This window comes from Microbulbifer variabilis, from assembly GCF_020524905.1.
Lineage (GTDB): Bacteria > Pseudomonadota > Gammaproteobacteria > Pseudomonadales > Cellvibrionaceae > Microbulbifer > Microbulbifer variabilis_A.
The window spans coordinates 224,701-239,900 of record NZ_JAIVKI010000002.1 but is presented as its reverse complement, the minus strand read 5'-3'; the positions used below and the strand labels follow the sequence as shown (position 1 = coordinate 239,900).

Annotated in this window: 18 protein-coding genes; 16 read left to right on the top strand and 2 right to left on the bottom strand. The window is 51.9% G+C overall.

Annotation, left to right across the window (positions count from 1 at the left end):
* The first annotated feature begins 155 nt into the window (after nucleotides 1-155).
* The 4 genes from LC073_RS04065 (at nucleotide 156) to LC073_RS04050 (ending at nucleotide 3,121) form a co-directional block, all read left to right on the top strand.
* Nucleotides 156-800: a dienelactone hydrolase family protein gene (locus tag LC073_RS04065; protein WP_226643775.1), complete on the top strand. Its 645-nt coding sequence runs from the start codon at nucleotides 156-158 to the stop codon at nucleotides 798-800.
* Nucleotides 797-1,765, top strand: a complete 969-nt coding sequence (locus LC073_RS04060) for a ribose-phosphate diphosphokinase (RefSeq protein ID WP_226643772.1) — start codon at nucleotides 797-799, stop codon at nucleotides 1,763-1,765. The genes LC073_RS04065 and LC073_RS04060 overlap by 4 nt, the downstream gene beginning before the upstream one ends.
* 689 nt (nucleotides 1,766-2,454) lie before the next feature.
* A complete protein-coding gene (locus LC073_RS04055; protein WP_226643770.1) occupies nucleotides 2,455-2,913 on the top strand; it encodes a hypothetical protein in 459 nt (152 codons plus the stop codon).
* Nucleotides 2,885-3,121: a hypothetical protein gene (locus tag LC073_RS04050; protein WP_226643768.1), complete on the top strand. Its 237-nt coding sequence runs from the start codon at nucleotides 2,885-2,887 to the stop codon at nucleotides 3,119-3,121. The genes LC073_RS04055 and LC073_RS04050 overlap by 29 nt, the downstream gene beginning before the upstream one ends.
* A gap of 125 nt (nucleotides 3,122-3,246) precedes the next feature.
* Here LC073_RS04050 and yihA read toward each other — a convergent pair whose 3' ends face one another.
* Nucleotides 3,247-3,915: a ribosome biogenesis GTP-binding protein YihA/YsxC gene (gene yihA, locus LC073_RS04045; protein WP_226643767.1), complete on the bottom strand. Its 669-nt coding sequence runs from the start codon at nucleotides 3,913-3,915 to the stop codon at nucleotides 3,247-3,249.
* A gap of 124 nt (nucleotides 3,916-4,039) precedes the next feature.
* On the opposite strand from yihA, the gene LC073_RS04040 reads away from it, so the two are divergent.
* The 9 genes from LC073_RS04040 to LC073_RS04000 all read left to right on the top strand — a co-directional run bounded on the left by LC073_RS04040 (nucleotide 4,040) and on the right by LC073_RS04000 (nucleotide 12,126).
* Entirely contained in the window at nucleotides 4,040-4,699 is a 660-nt protein-coding gene (locus tag LC073_RS04040; protein WP_226643764.1) for a c-type cytochrome, read from the top strand.
* A gap of 229 nt (nucleotides 4,700-4,928) precedes the next feature.
* A complete protein-coding gene (locus LC073_RS04035) occupies nucleotides 4,929-5,615 on the top strand; it encodes a thiol:disulfide interchange protein DsbA/DsbL (protein ID WP_226643762.1) in 687 nt (228 codons plus the stop codon).
* Nucleotides 5,616-5,726: 111 nt separating this feature from the next.
* The gene (locus LC073_RS04030) at nucleotides 5,727-6,920 is read left to right on the top strand and encodes a c-type cytochrome (protein ID WP_226643760.1); all 1,194 of its coding nucleotides are present in this window, start codon (nucleotides 5,727-5,729) and stop codon (nucleotides 6,918-6,920) included.
* A 45-nt stretch (nucleotides 6,921-6,965) separates the two neighbouring features.
* Nucleotides 6,966-7,430, top strand: coding sequence for an ecotin family protein (locus LC073_RS04025; protein WP_226643758.1), 465 nt, complete (start codon nucleotides 6,966-6,968; stop codon nucleotides 7,428-7,430).
* A gap of 277 nt (nucleotides 7,431-7,707) precedes the next feature.
* Nucleotides 7,708-8,193, top strand: coding sequence for a hypothetical protein (locus LC073_RS04020; protein ID WP_226643756.1), 486 nt, complete (start codon nucleotides 7,708-7,710; stop codon nucleotides 8,191-8,193).
* A gap of 78 nt (nucleotides 8,194-8,271) precedes the next feature.
* On the top strand, nucleotides 8,272-9,006 hold the full coding sequence (locus LC073_RS04015; protein ID WP_226643755.1) for a hypothetical protein: 735 nt from the start codon (nucleotides 8,272-8,274) through the stop codon (nucleotides 9,004-9,006).
* Nucleotides 9,007-9,119: 113 nt separating this feature from the next.
* On the top strand, nucleotides 9,120-9,602 hold the full coding sequence (locus LC073_RS04010; RefSeq protein WP_226643753.1) for an ACT domain-containing protein: 483 nt from the start codon (nucleotides 9,120-9,122) through the stop codon (nucleotides 9,600-9,602).
* A 10-nt stretch (nucleotides 9,603-9,612) separates the two neighbouring features.
* Nucleotides 9,613-10,356, top strand: a complete 744-nt coding sequence (locus LC073_RS04005; protein ID WP_226643751.1) for a hypothetical protein — start codon at nucleotides 9,613-9,615, stop codon at nucleotides 10,354-10,356.
* A 150-nt stretch (nucleotides 10,357-10,506) separates the two neighbouring features.
* A complete protein-coding gene (locus LC073_RS04000) occupies nucleotides 10,507-12,126 on the top strand; it encodes a M28 family metallopeptidase (RefSeq protein ID WP_226643750.1) in 1,620 nt (539 codons plus the stop codon).
* Between the two features lie 67 nt (nucleotides 12,127-12,193).
* Here LC073_RS04000 and LC073_RS03995 read toward each other — a convergent pair whose 3' ends face one another.
* Nucleotides 12,194-12,778, bottom strand: a complete 585-nt coding sequence (locus LC073_RS03995) for a 4'-phosphopantetheinyl transferase family protein (RefSeq protein ID WP_226643748.1) — start codon at nucleotides 12,776-12,778, stop codon at nucleotides 12,194-12,196.
* 656 nt (nucleotides 12,779-13,434) lie between these two features.
* Here LC073_RS03995 and LC073_RS03990 point away from each other — a divergent pair.
* The 3 genes from LC073_RS03990 to LC073_RS03980 are packed head-to-tail and all read left to right on the top strand — an operon-like array spanning nucleotide 13,435 to nucleotide 15,195.
* Nucleotides 13,435-14,166, top strand: coding sequence for a beta-ketoacyl synthase chain length factor (locus tag LC073_RS03990; protein ID WP_226643746.1), 732 nt, complete (start codon nucleotides 13,435-13,437; stop codon nucleotides 14,164-14,166).
* Nucleotides 14,156-14,941 (top strand): lysophospholipid acyltransferase family protein, encoded by a 786-nt coding sequence (locus tag LC073_RS03985; RefSeq protein WP_226643744.1) that lies wholly within the window; start codon nucleotides 14,156-14,158, stop codon nucleotides 14,939-14,941. Before LC073_RS03990 ends, LC073_RS03985 begins: the two co-directional genes overlap by 11 nt.
* Entirely contained in the window at nucleotides 14,938-15,195 is a 258-nt protein-coding gene (locus LC073_RS03980) for a phosphopantetheine-binding protein (protein WP_226643743.1), read from the top strand. Before LC073_RS03985 ends, LC073_RS03980 begins: the two co-directional genes overlap by 4 nt.
* The last annotated feature ends 5 nt before the right edge of the window (nucleotides 15,196-15,200 follow it).

Sequence of the window (15,200 nt, the reverse complement as noted above, 5' to 3'; positions counted from 1 at the left end):
TTTTCATGGTTTAAGCGACACAAGCAATTCCCGCAGACCCTTTGGCGCTCATCTGGTCTAGTCTGAGCACTACAGAGATTTCATTCGTTGTCAGATCGTCTGGGCGTCCAGGATTAACAGTCGCCCCTGTCCCTCGGCTCTCTTGAGGATCATTGATGCAGAGCAAAGCTATAGCGTTGGCAGCGGAGCATAAAACCCTGCAAGCATCTCTCACGCTGCCTCAAGAGTCGCGTGCACTGGTGATCTTTGCCCATGGCAGCGGCAGTAACCGCGCTAGTCCGCGCAATATTGCCGTGGCCAAACGCCTGAACGATGCCGGATTTGCCACACTCCTATTCGATCTGCTCAGCGAGGAAGAGAGCCGCGCGGACGAAGCCACCAGTGAATATCGCTTCGATATCGACCTCAGTGCCCGGCGCCTGGTAGAAGTGATCGATTGGGCGGCGCAGGGGGAAGCTACTCGGGCTCTACATATCGGCCTGTTCGGTGCCAGCACTGGGGCTGCGGCAGCGCTAATCGCTGCCGCCGAGCGACCATCCTTGGTAGGCGCGGTGGTTTCACGGGGTGGCAGACCGGACCTGGCCGGGTCAGACCTGCCTTTGGTCAAGGCGCCCACACTGCTGTTGGTGGGTGGCGATGACAAGCAGGTACTGGAGTTGAATAAAGAGGCCCTCCACCATATGGTCAACGAGCCCCGTTTGCATCTGATACCCCACGCCGGCCATTTATTTGAGGAACCTGGTGCAATGGATGAGGTGGTGCGTATGAGCGTGCGCTGGTTTCGCGCGAACTTGCTATGAGTAGATTGAAATTATTCAGTCTGGATGCCGGCGCCGACTTTGCCGGTCGCGTGGCCGCGGCCCTGGGTGAACCTCTGGCCCGGCATGAAGAGCGCTGCTTTGCCGATGGTGAGCACAAGGTGCGCCCGCTGGATGATGTCGAGGGAGCAGATGTTTTCCTGGTGCAATCCCTGTATAGGGAGCAAAACAGCAGTGTCGATGAAAAACTGATGCGCTGTTTGTTCTTTATTGGTGCTTTACGCGATGCCGGCGCTGCGCGTATTACCGCGGTAATGCCCTACCTCTGTTATGGGCGCAAAGACCGACGCACCAAGTTACACGATCCGCTTCCGACCCGCTATTTGGCCAATCTTCTGGAGGCCATGGGTGCCCAAGTGGTAGTGACCCTCGATGCCCACAACCTGTCTGCCTATGAGAATGCCTTTCGTTGCCGCACCCTGCATTTACTGTCGGAACCTTTGTTATTGGAGTTTGCGCTGGGCCGACTGAAGACGGAACCGCGGCCCCTGGTGGTTTTATCCCCAGATGAGGGGGGGATAAAACGTGCGGAGAAATTGCGCGAGACACTGAGTGAGCGTCTGGGGCGTCCGGTAAGTAGTGCCTTCGTAGAGAAGTACCGTCAGGGTGAGAAGATCAGTGGTGGCACCCTGGTGGGAGAGGTGCGCGGGGCGGTCGTATTGATCGTGGATGACCTTATCGCCAGTGGCGCAACGCTTTGTCGAGCGGTTGAGGCCGCGCAGCGGGCCGGAGCCCAGCGTATCCTGGCGCTGGCCAGCCACGGCCAATTTAGTGGAGATGCTTTTTCGGACTTGTCGCAACTGCCCCTTGAAGCCGTGGCAGTAACCAATTCTTTGCCCCAGTTACATTTGCCGCAGAATTTTCACCTGCTCGATTGTGCGCCATTGATGGCGGAAGCGATTCGGCGCCTGCACGATTGCGGTCCGGTGAGTGAGCTCACGCTATAACTTTTTATCGGCCAAGACATCTTATCGGCAAAATAATCTTCGAATTTTTAAGGTTTTGCCGGTTTTGGCGCATTAATCCTTTCTTGAGATCTGATTCATTAATATCACGCATTATTTTTTCTGCACTTAAGCCGCGTTTACATTTATTTACTTAAGAAACGGGAACAAACAGGGCAAACGCCCTATCGAAGGATACAGATCATTGTTGCTCCCTAACCCCAAAGCGTTCAGCTTTTTAACCCCGGAATTCCCCAAAACCGGGGTTTTTTTTGTCTGGACGAAAGGGGTTTTTAATTTTTGTTGGCGGATTGTTTCCACTGCCACTGATTAATTGGTGTCTTTGGAATCTATTTCCGGAAATAGGTAGAGAAAGGGCATAGTATTCGCTGACCTCTGATCGTGGTGTTTACTGGCTGGGAAACAAAACTGAGCCAGCCTAACCTTTCAATATGCAAAGACTTTGCATACTAGAGGAACCCTCAGACGTACCCGTCCCCCTGGGTGCGTCTGGCAAGTGCCCCACCCCAAGGGCACTGACCCCTAGCCGGCAGCCCCCATCTGCCGGCTTTTTTTATGCCTGGACTTTGGCACACCCCGACTATCTCAAAGTATCCTTCATAGATATAAATGCACTTGCAAATGATAATGTTTCTCATTATCTTTGATGTAAATATAACAGGGGGGTTACCGTGAATTTACGTTACCTATGTGCAAACCACCGCCAATGGCTGAGCGAGAATACTGATCGTGCGGAACAGGCGTGGTTGGATTGGATGGAGCACGGCAGGATGCTTTGCGAGGAGGGGAATCATGGTGAAGCGATTCCCTATTTGGGTTGTGCATTTGATGTGGCTGGAATGTTACTCACACGTGAGTGGCCCAGCTATGCCGTATCTGCGACGCGTTTTAGTGACAGTGCCGCCCAATTGATGGCGGCCTATCGGAATCAGGGAGATGAAAAACACCATCACTACCTCCTTGTGGGAGCCAGTTCTGTCCTCGCCCGCCAGCTGGGAGATCGCGATAAACAGCAGCTTGCCGCTGACTTTATCAGCGCGCTCTATTCGGATGGAGATGGCAAGCCGGAACTCCTTTTTGCCGGGGGAAAACCAGTATCCCATGGCGGGGCAAGCCGGCAGTTGCACTGAGGCGGAGCCGACAGCGGAGCCAGGAGAGTCCCCGCGCCTGCTGACCGTTTCTATTCGCGAGGATGCCCTGGTGGATCTGCTGGCACAGCGAGTCCTCTGCGCGGAGGCGCTGCACTGCCCTACGCCCCAGGCGCGCCGACGCCTGCGCCAGCTGTTACTGCGCTCGCTGTCGCCGATAGGGGACAGCATGTCACAGGGGCCGAATTGATACGGTGGTCTTGGAGTCCCCGACCCCCTCGACTGCCGCCAGATTGAGAGGGTTTGGTCCTATTGCCCAACCAACAGAGCAGGCTGTGGGGGCGGCCCGGAATTAGTCCCTTCCGGCCGCTCGCCTCAGGGCTCTGCCTCAGTCGGTTCGTTTGGCTCAGGTTGAGGCGCCAACCAAGTGTTCAGTTTGCGCTCCAGCTTGTCGAGGCCGGTTTTTTTCAGTGAAGAGAAGGTTTGCAGGGTAACGCCGCGACTGAGCTCCTGTTCCTTAAGGGCTTTCTCGACGGCGAAGAGGGCGTTATTGGCCGGGCCATTTTTCATTTTATCCGCCTTGGTGAGCAGGATATGCACAGGCAGGCCCGCCTCTACTGCCCAGGTGAGCATATGCAGGTCAAACTCCTTGAGGGGTTGGCGTATATCCATTAACAGCACCAGGCCGCGCAGACAGGTGCGTTGTTCCAGATATTCGGCCAGGTGGCGCTGCCACTCGTCTTTCATAGTTCGGGCGACCTTGGCGTAGCCATAACCCGGCAAGTCCACCAGGCGCTGGTCCTCTGACAGGCTGAAAAAGTTGATCAGCTGCGTTCGTCCGGGGGTCTTGGAGGTGCGCGCCAGCTTGTTATTGCCGGTGAGGGCATTGATGGCGCTGGACTTGCCGGCATTGGAGCGGCCGGCAAAGGCGACCTCTGCGCCAGTGTCCTCTGGACACTCGGCCAGAGTGGGCGCGCTGGTGAGAAATCGTATGGCACGATAGTTCAGTTTTTGTGGCTGGGATTCAAATTTGTTAATTGGCATCGTTTAAGTCTGTTGATTCAGTACACTCGCTTGGCGCGCAAGTATATAATGCCGCGGTTTTCGCGTCGCAGGACTATCGGGGGCGACACGAAACGCCATATCTCAGCGCGCAACGGGACGACGTATGAACAGCATTATCAAAAACACTGCTCTGGCACTCGGTTTGGTTTTCGGCTTGGGGGCCGTACCTTTTGCAATGGCCTCGGGCGATGCTGCTGCGGGCAAGGCCAAAGCCGCCCAGTGTGCCGCCTGCCACGGTGCTGATGGCAACAGTTTGTCGCCGGCTTTCCCTAAATTGGCTGGCCTTGGTGAAAAATATATATATAAGCAGCTGCAGGATATTCAGAGCAAAACCCGCAATGTACCGCAAATGATCGGACAGCTGGACAACTTCAAAGATCAGGACCTGCAGGATATCGCCGCCTACTTCGCCTCCCAGCCGATGCAGCTGACTGGCTCTGAAGCCATCTCTGTAATGCTGAACAACGGCGACAATGTCGATGGCTTGGCCTTCGGTCGCAAACTGTACCGCGCGGGCAACAAGGAAACTGGCGTGCCGGCTTGCATGGGCTGTCACTCTCCTACCGGCCAGGGCAATGCCCCCGCAGGTTATCCGCGTCTGTCTGGTCAGTATCCGGAGTACATTGAAGCGCAGTTGAAAGCTTTCCGTGCGGGCACCCGCGCCAATGATGGCGAGGTTCGCACCATGCGCACTGTGGCTAAGCAGCTCTCCGATGCGGAAATTAAGGCAGTTGCCAACTATATCGCTGGCCTGACCGACTAAATCGGTGAGCCAAAGCAACGAGAGGCCGGTCACACACCGGCCTTTTTTGTGCCCAATGCCCACTCAATGGGGTGGGAATTGGGTAAAGTATTGTCACTTATGCGACCTTTCCTTGCGCCAGGCGCTGGGAACTTAAATAATCTGCGCTGTCTATTGTGTCCTCAGTGGCCCGACAGTACGCCGCCAAATCAGGCGCTCGAACCACGAATATACAAGCTGGAGAAGACTTATGAGAGCAGTTCTCGCCCCTATAACGATGGTTTTGGCTGTGTTATTCAGCCTTGTTGCCTGCGCCCAGGAAAGTGGCGAGTTTAAGGCCGGCCAACACTACCAGGTACTGCCACAGGCGGTAGCCCAGAAAGACGCCAACAAGATCGAAGTGACAGAGATGTTCTGGTATGGCTGTGCTCACTGCTACCATTTCGAGTCGGCCCTGAACAGCTGGCAAGAAAAGATGCCCAGCGATGTGGCCCTGCTAAAACTGCCGGCGATTTGGCAACCGGTGATGGATATACACGCCCGCCTGTTCTACGTGGCCGATGCCATGGGTGTTCTGGAAGAAATGCACACCCCGCTGTTCAACACCATTTATAACCAACGCCAAATGCTGGCGATTCGTGAAGGTCGTGACTTTAAGCCCGATCTGGCCGCTATTGAAGCGCTGTTCAACAAGCACGGTGCCGATGGTGCCAAGGCCGCCAAGCTGATGAATTCCTTCGCCATCAATAGCAAGGTCAAGCAGGGTGTGGCCAACCAGCGTGCCTATAAAATGACTGGCACCCCGGAAGTAGTTGTGGCTGGTAAATACCGCATCAGCTCCTCTCTGCCGGGCTACAAGGGCAAGAGTAACGGACAGGAATTGATGCTCCAGGTAGCGGATTACCTGATCGCCAAAGAGCGCGCCGAACGAGGCTAGTGTTTCTGCCGAACAAAACCCCGCCAAGTGCGGGGTTTTTTGTATCTGTACTTTTGCCACACTTGAGTAATCCCGCTTTCTCCCGCAGTAGCCAGTAACAGGAAGTCACCCTTGCGATACTCATGGATCTGTTTGTGCTTGCTGGCCCTCTCTATTCAGTCCTTATGGGCACAGCAGTCGATGGAGAATGACAGGCTGGCCGCACGCGCAAGCAACCTGCTTTCTTATATCGCTGTGGACTACGGGGATGCTGTCGATGATGACCAAATCCTCGATACAGACCTCTATCGACTGCAGCAGCACCATGCCACTCAGGCGTTGGAACTGGTACGGCAACTACCAGATAAACCTGGCCGTTCCGCTTTGGAGAGGAGTATTGGAGCCTTGCAGGAGGCGATAGGCCATCGCGATGACGCTGATAGTGTGCGTAGGAGGGCCAATGAGATTGCCGACCGATTGGCGGCCCTCTATCAGATGCAGCGCTCCCCGGCGCAGTCTCTGCCCGCAGCCAATCTGGCGGCCCCCCTTTTCCAACAGCGTTGTGCCAGATGCCACGGCAGCTGGGGGCAGGGCGGTGGCGCGGTGCCAGACCTGCGCAATGCTACACGGATGGCGAGTTTCAGTCTCTACGACTTGTACAATACGCTCGACCCCATTGTGGATACGGTACATAGCAATCGGGTCGACGGCGACCTGGACAGCCGGCAGCGCTGGGCTTTGGCGGTGACCGTGGCCGCCTTTGCCGTGAAGAACCAGCTGCCCCCCTCAGCCGATCTTGCCGAGCGCTACCCGGCCCTGGTCGGATTACCGGGCATGGCGGTAACCCGACCGGTCGAGTTATCCAACGATGCCAGAAATGCCCTGATGTGGTGGCGAGGACATCCCCATCTGGTGCGTTCCCTCGAGCATCCCCTGACCCGCGCCGAGGGGCTATTGCTTTTGGTGGAAACGGATTACCGGGGTGGAGATAATGCCGGCGCTTACCACAAGCTGATGCTCGCCTATCGCGAGGGCTACCAGCCCCTGCAGCAAACCATTGAATCACGAGACAGGGTTTTATACAGCCAGCTTCAAGCGCAGTGGGAAAAATTGCGGCGGGAAGTGATTACTGCCGCACCCAACACCGAAGTGATCGCTTCTATTCAAAATTTACGCGCCCTGCTGGCTACGGCAAGAGCACGGCTCGAACCGACGTTGGGCGGAGGTATCAGTTATCTGTGGGCGGCGCTGCTCTTTGCGTTGGCACTAGCCCTTGGGTTCTCCCTCTGGTGGGGACTGCGCTGGAGAAAGCGGTCTAGACTTTAAGAGGTTTGTGCGCCAGGTCAGTTGTTCAGCCGTGAGGAAGTCACGATGGCAAGATCCCTATTGCCCACCCTTATCCTCTGTTATGTAGTGCCGCTTCAGGCGGTCGAGCCTCTAGATGCATTTCCGACAGAAGTAGAAGGCAAACATCGCTACGTGATAGAGCTACCCAAGGTGGTCGATGAGAGTCGCTTTATGGTTGAGCTGGTGCCGGGTAAGAATGCACTGGCCGACTGCAACCTGCGCAGTTTCAGTGCACCCCTACAGCGCCAGGTGTTGTCGGGTTGGGGCTACCCCTATTATGTGTTGGCGGACCTGAAGCCCAGGCAGGATACCAGCAAAGTGTGCGGGCAGGACTCCGAATCCCGTCGTTTTATCCGTGTGCGCGGTAAGGATCTGTTACTGCCTTATTCAAGTAGCCAGCCTCTGGTAGTGTATCTGCCGGAGGGTGTGCAGCTGAAATACCGTGTGTGGCGGGCGGATAAAAATCTGTCGGATGCACAGTCTAAATAATATATCCCTCATCCCCTATCCAAACTGTCTGCCTAATTCCACTCTCTCACAGTGGCGCCTCAATAAATATTTTTAATGCTTCTAATGCCACTGTGGGATTTTGCGTCTAGCCTTACTAAGCAAGGGATGTGAAAAATAACGCCTGTGCGATTTTTCACGCCGGTTTTTCTGGCCTGTGGCCGCAACCGGCCAGGAACATTGGCGGTGACGCCTGCCGCCGTTCACAGTAACCCTACTCCGCGGTCCTCGCCGTGGAGAACATACGGTAGAGCAGCGCATGAAGTATTTGCGTAATCCCCCTTCAAATCCTATTTGTGTCTCCCCGCTACAGAGTTGTGCCATTGCCCTGATACTTTTTCTCCTTTTGCCTTTGGCGGCAACAGCGGAATCAGCGCAACAAAAATGGGCGGGTAACTGGTTAGTGGTGAGTGAAGGAGACGACCAACTTGTGTGGCAGCTTAATGCCGATGGTTCCGGTTATGCCTATGGCTTTAATTCCGGGGGTAGGTTGACCCATGGCTTTGCCATTAATTGGCAACTGGATGGCGATCGTGTTCAGGTGCGCACAGGTGCTTCCGTTAGCTGTAAAGGCGGTGTGGTGTCGGTGGCGTTTCGCGGTTGGAGTCGCTCCACCTTGTTATTTGCAGTGATCGATGGGCGGCACTGGCTGCAGGCAGGCGGTGGCTTGCTAAGTTTCCAGCGCCGACTGAGTGGCTGGAACACCCCTAAGGCGGGTAGCAACTGTCCGAATATTGCCAGCTGATTTTTAAAGGCACTGATTTAAAAACACAAAAGGAATTTTTCACTCAGGGAGGAGAGCGCCGAATACTGGAGAAAAGCTGTGATGCAAAGAACCCTAGTTTTGGCTCTGGTATTCTTGCTCACAGCTTTTTCAGCTTTTGCTAAGGAAGAGCAGAAAAAAAAGGAGAAACAGAGCGAGCAAGAGATAAAGACACAGCAGAGAAATGCTGGTTGGCAAGCGCAATCCCGTTTGAATGCCAGTCAATGGGTTGGTGCCTGGTTAATCTCCAGGGATGGGGAGGCGCGCCATGTCTGGAGTCTGAAATCCGATGGTACTGGCCGTTCCTACGCCTTCCTCCCCCAAGACGGAAAACTGCAATTTATATTTGGCTACGATATCCACTGGTATTTTGACCCTTTCACACAAATGGCCAATATAAAGACCGGCCGTAGGATCATTTGTCGCAGAGGGAAAATATACCCCTATTTCCTCACCTTAAAATCCTATGAGAGCGATTATTCCGTGCGAGGCAAATTTGCCTGGCAGACTACTTGGACCGAGGTAAGTATCGGCCGAGATCGCCTGCATAAATCTCTGGTGGTTTTTGTTGCACCGCTGTCCGCCTGGCACGATCCGGGAAAGGGCTCACCCTGTCCGGAATTCCCCCGTGTTCGCCTGGAAAAAGCGATTGATAGGGTATTGCAGAGTTGGGAGAAAAAAGACTCCCCCGACCTAGAAGTGAATACTGCCCCAGCACCGGGTGAGCCTGAGCTGGAAGGCGAAGAATTAAAAAAACCGACAAAAAAAAACGTGAATAGGCGTAAGCGAAATTAAAATAAAAAATCACTGAGACAGTGGTGGTGTGAATTACTGACAGAATGTACTGATCATCTAGACCTTATAGCCATATGGTGTTTCCGTGGGACGTTTTTCCTATGGATAAAGGCATGACATGGTTTCTGCCGCGCACCCACTTACTGTGTGTTTCTACAGCAGGAATTTTCAATGGCAAATCGGGTATGACTGTAGAAGTTTCACTCGCAAATATTCTGAGAAATATGTGCCCCAAATTACAAGAGGAAACTTACGTTTTTTGCCAGGTATCGGATGCCCGGCTCGAAGAAGTTTTGACGCAAAGTCTGTGCATTTTTCGCGAAGGTGAGGGCATGAGTGCAATATTACCCAAATGTTTAGCACAGCAGTATGGAATAGCCTCCAGTAAACCTTTCCGACAAATCACGCTACAGGTCTTTTCCGGTCTCAGCGCGGTGGGCCTTACCGCAACTGTCACCAGAGAACTGGCCGATGCGGGCATAGTGGCCAATATGGTAAACGCCCTGCGCCACGACCATGTCTTTGTTCCGGAAGAGAGCGCGCAGCGGGCCCTACAGCTTCTGCGCGGTCTCAGTAATCGGGTGTACTACACCTGAGCTTTCACAAGTGCGTATCAACTATCCCCAGCCCCAGCCTCACGGCGAAATACGCCAACTACTACCAGACCTTTTCTATGTGCCGGGAACCGTAAAACTGGCCCCGGCGGTCACTATCAATCGCAATATGGCCATGGTGCGTTGGCAGGAGGAGCTGATACTGGTGAACCCGATTCGCCTGCGGCCAGCCCAGGAGGAGAAGCTGCAGGACCTCGGCCGAATTTCCCATGCGGTACGCCTGGGATATCACCACGGTCAGGATGACCTCTACTACCGTGATCACTTCGACCTGACTTTTTGGCGGCAGACAGGTTCAAATTTTTATCCTCCCAGTGCAGATAAGTTGGTGAAAGACGGGGGTAGCACTCCAATACCGGGAAGTCAGTTTCTAGAGCTACGTTATAGCCGTCATCCTGAGGCCTTTTGGTGGTTACCCTTTAATGGCGGCTTGTTACTGGGTTGTGATGCCTTGCAGTATTGGGGGAAGTGGAGTGGCTGTAGCTGGTGTGGTCGCAATCTGATGCGCCTCTCGGGTATACGCGCCGGTATGCAGGTACCTCCCGCCTGGCGAACGCGAATGACCCCCGATGGCAGGGACCAGCGCTGTTGGCTACAGGAGGACTTTCAACGACTACTGCAGTTGCCATTTCTACACTACCTGGCCGCCCATGGAGAGTTTTGTGCTGACCGGGCCCATGAAGAGATTGCCGCAGCATTGACCCGAGCTTTCCCTGGCCTCTACAAAGCTGCTTGATTCCTATATATTGCGTCAATCAAAGTAAGTGACCACTTACTTTGGGCGTCACTGCATTCAGCCGGATCGTGTTAAGATTGCGCCCCATTTGGGCGCGGTACTGGTGCTATCTGGCTGGCCGCGATGATTTATTCGAGAAGTAGAGTTTCCATGAAAAGCAAAATCCTGCTCAGCGGCCTACTGGCAGTGCTGCTGGCGGCCTGCACCGCAGTGACCACTGACACAGCGCCCAGCGCGAATATCGACAATATCAGTCGGGATGTGAATTACCTGGCATCTGCAGAGCTGGCGGGAAGAAATACGGGCAGCGAAGGCTACCTCAAAGCGGCGCAATATGTGGCCGATCAGTTTCAGTCTATGGGCCTCACTCCGGCAGGGGTGCAGGGCTTCTTTCAAAATGTGCCCTTCCGCAGTGCCAGCTGGAATGGTGCTGAGCCCGGTCTCGTTGTGAAAGGGGAGAGTGATGAGATCACTTTTACCTTTGGTGAGGACTTTATCGCCTCGCCTTCTGCTGTTAGTGAGGAAGCTAACCTGGAAGCCGAGCTGGTGTTTGTCGGCTACGGAATTGAGGCGCCGGACTATGGCCTGGACGATTACACTGGGCTGGATGTGAAAGGGAAGATCGCGGTGATACTGAGTGGTCGCCCCAAGAGCCTGCCCAGTGAAGTAGGGGCTCACTATGCTTCCAGTTATAATAAACGTGAAACCGCCGCTCGCCACGGTGCGGTGGGTTATATCACCCTTTATACACCCGAGCGCGAAAAGCGTCGCCCCTTCGCTCGCTATGCGGAGCATCGCCACGAAGATACTTTCGACTGGGTAAAGCGTACAGGCGAACCGGGTAGTGCCACCCCAGGCTTGTATCCCGGTGTTATGCTCAACATTGATGCGGCGAGCAAACTCTTCAACGGTACCCAGCAGAGCCTGGAAGCTATCTTCAGCGATATGGAAAAAGGTCAAAATCCTAAAGGTTTTGAGCTTCCCTACCGTGCGGCGCTAAGCACAAGTTCTAAGCACCAGGATATTCTCAGCCCTAATGTAGTGGCGGTATTACCGGGCAGTGACCCGGCACTAAAAAATGAATATGTAGTCTTCTCTGCCCACTTGGACCATATCGGTAAAAAAGAGGATGGCCAGATTTATTATGGTGCTCAGGATAATGCTGCAGGCATCGCGGTCATGTTGGAAACAGCACGGTTGTTTGCGGAGTCAGGCCAGGCACCACGGCGCTCCCTTTTGTTTGTAGCTGTGACTGGAGAAGAGAAGGGATTGCTCGGTTCAGATTACTTTGCCGAATATCCCACCGTGCCTCTGCAGTCCATCGTGGCCAATATCAATCTGGATATGCCCATGCTGCTCTACCCGTTCCGCGACATTATTGCTTTTGGTGCCGAGCACTCGTCCCTGGGCCAGGTTGCCGAAAACGCCGCAATCCGTAGCGGCCTAAAGCTGAGCCCTGATCCCATGCCGGAAGAAGTGATCTTCGTACGCAGCGATCACTACAATTTTGTACGCCGTGGAGTGCCCTCTATCTACCTAATCACTGGGCGTGAAGCACAGGACCCGAATATCGATGGTACAGCGATGCAAGTGGCTTTTCTGAAAGAGAGTTATCACAAACCTGGAGACGCACCGGATGCAGGGGTGAGCTATGCAGCAGCTAGGCAGTTTACCGAAATTAATTACTTGATCGCTCGTGAAGTGGCGGATGCCGAAGATAAGCCATCATGGTATGAGGGGGATTTCTTTGGGGATTTGTTCAGCAAGTAATTAACTTGAGGTAGTCGTTATTGGTGATTCCCTTGATACCTGCTAAGTAGAAAAGGGGGTCGCCAAATCATGAAGCTTTTAGTCGAATTTCTCGTGTTGCTGGGCCTTCAAAACTATTGCGGTAAGTACCTATTACCTCTTTAGGAGTAAAACTGGGCGCAGGCCTAGCTACGAGGGAAAGGAAGATATCTTCTTGAGGCTGTCCACTCCAACAGCGGTATTCAGAATAGGGTTCAGGCCAATTGTTTTTTTGGCCAATCGGTGAAGAAATTTTAAGCAGTGTACCTAGTGCATCACCACTGCATTTGGCAAGCGCTTCCTTCATCGTCCAAGTTTTTATGAACTCTTCCTTTAATAAGGGGATTGGTAGACTCTGTAACCAGGACACTTCATAGGAACTAAAGTAATTTTGGGCGATTAGCAGCCAGTCTCTTGTTGGATGACCTCTTTCACAGTCAATACCAACGGGAATTTTTCCGATGGAGACCGCAAGGTAGTCTGCCGTATGACTGATCGAGAGATTAATAAAAGGGGTTCCTAAGAGGTAGGCAACTGAAGGGGTCTTAGGATCAATCTCTAGATCTGAGAGAGAGCATCCATACTGTTCAGCAATAAGGGTTTTCACGAGTAAACGCCCGGCTAAAAATTGCATCCTCCGTCTTGGGTTACGAATATTTTTTAAACGTAAATGTTCTGCGCTACTCAAGAATAGTGATGAGTTCGCCTGCCAGTCCCCAGGCCAATATTTAAACGACGAACAAGTAAAATAAAGCATGAAGTCTTATTTATCGAATCAGAAGTAGAGTGTAATCACAAACAAAGCAAAATAGCAGAGTGACCCTCACGATTGATAGTAGAGGAAAAGAGGGGTTACATCATCTGTTACATCTGAGAACTTTAATCTGATCTCCCTAAGGAATTAGATTATAGATGCTGGACTGGGCAATAAGAATCATTCTCTCCATTAGAATTTCTCCCCTAAATTTGAATATTTAGAGAAATTTTATTCTTTGCAAGAGTTTCATCTGGTCAGCTAACGCGTTGATTGACCTTATGTCAGTTAAAGTCTGGTCGGTAGTATACGAGAAATGTTCAAAGAAATAGTTCTTGTGTATGTCCGTGTAATGAAGAAACTCACCAGTCCCAATTGAAGGTTCTTTTGCTAGCGGGAATTGATCATTTTGTGTACCATTCCCGCCCTGTCACCGGTCACGAAAAGCTCAAAAAGCCACCTAAAAACAATGGCAGAGCTGACAGGTTAGAAAGACTTGGTATTTGAGGGGTGGAGCACGGCTCCATGAGAGTAGTTTGTCTATTGAATTTGTAATTTCCGATTGGCGAGCTTGGTATGCAGGGGTTTCGGAGCCTGCGGACTGGCAACGTTGGCGTAGTGGTGAGCTAAAGCTGCAGGAAGATATCCAGGCGGATGTGTCCTTTCTTCCAGCAATGCTTAGGCGCCGTCTGAGTCCCTTGTCTAAGGCCGTATTTAATACTGCTTACCCACTTCTTCAGCAGCGGGATATTCCCCTGTTGTGTTGCTCTGTACATGGAGAGGCGATGAGGACTTACTCTCTTCTTCAGGGTGTTGCTGCGGGTGAAGATTTGTCCCCTACTGCGTTTGGATTATCGGTACACAATGCAATTGTTGGTCAGCTGTCGATAGCTAATAAGGTGCGATCACCAGCTCTTGCTTTGGCGGGTGGTGACTACCCATTGCTAGCTGGTTTTATGGAAGCCGCTGGTATTTTGCAGGAAGGTATAAAAGAAATACTGCTGATATTTAGTGAGGAACCCCTACCACAAATGTATCACCCAAGTGCGGAAAGCCCTTCAGCAATTTGTGCTACAGCCTTACTTCTAACCTTACCCGCTGAGGGCATTAAAGGTACTGGAGTGACTCTGGTAAATTCTTCAAGCATCAAAGTAAAAACAGCATTTGAAGAGGCTGATTATCAGTTAGCCCTGGTAAATGCCCTTGTTGAAAACTCAGGGAAGATACCCCTAGCCAGAGAGTGGGAGTTACAAATCAATGCAAACTAAATTGCTATCTGGCAAGAGGGATGATCGGTATTGGCTTAGACTGATTGCAACAGCTGTTGCGTTTAGTCTATTTGGTCTGGGTGGTCTGGTTCTTCGATTTATATTATTTCCACCTCTGAGAATAATATATCCTAACGCAAGTGTACGAATACGTAAGGCAAGGCTGATCATACATTATGCCTTTCGTTTATTTATTGGATTAATGCACAAAACAGGGATATATACCTATGATTTTAGGGGTGAAGCTAAGTTGCAGGAGTCTGGCCAATTAATATTGGCAAATCATCCCACACTTATTGATGTTGTTTTTCTTATTTCTCGAATACCTAATGCAAACTGTATTGTAAAGGCGAGCCTGTTTCGAAATCCCTTTATGCGTGGAGCGGTAATGACCGCAGGTTATATTCCGAATGATGATCCTGAAAAAATAATAGAGCTCGCTTCAAAATCATTGAAAAAGGGTGAGTCAGTAGTTTTATTTCCAGAAGGGACCCGCTCCGTGCCTGGAAAACCATTTAAGTTTCAGCGGGGAGCTGCCTATATGGCAATTCGTTCCGGGGTTAGTCCGACTCTAGTTACCATTCGCTGTAACCCACCAATGTTAATGAAAAATATACCGTGGTACAGCATTCCGTTATCGCGACCACATTTTGAATTTGATGTCTCTGAGTCTTGGGAAAAGCTCAAGATGAAAGAGGAAAACGAAAGTCCACTGGTAGCCAGACAAGTTACCCAAGAATTAAAAGCATTTTATACTGAGGAGTGTGCTGCGTGAGTGAGTTGGTTGATGAGCTAAAGACACTGATTATTGAGGTACTAAACCTGGAGGATATTACACCAGAGGATATCATCGCGGATGAATCTTTATTTGGTGAAGGGCTTGGTTTGGATTCCATTGATGCGCTTGAACTAGGTCTGGCATTGCAGAAGAAATACAACATATCTATCGATGCGGAAAATAAAGAAACCAAATCACATTTTGCTAGTGTGAATAGCCTGGCCAAATTTGTCAGTGATAGTCGCGCTTAAGAGAA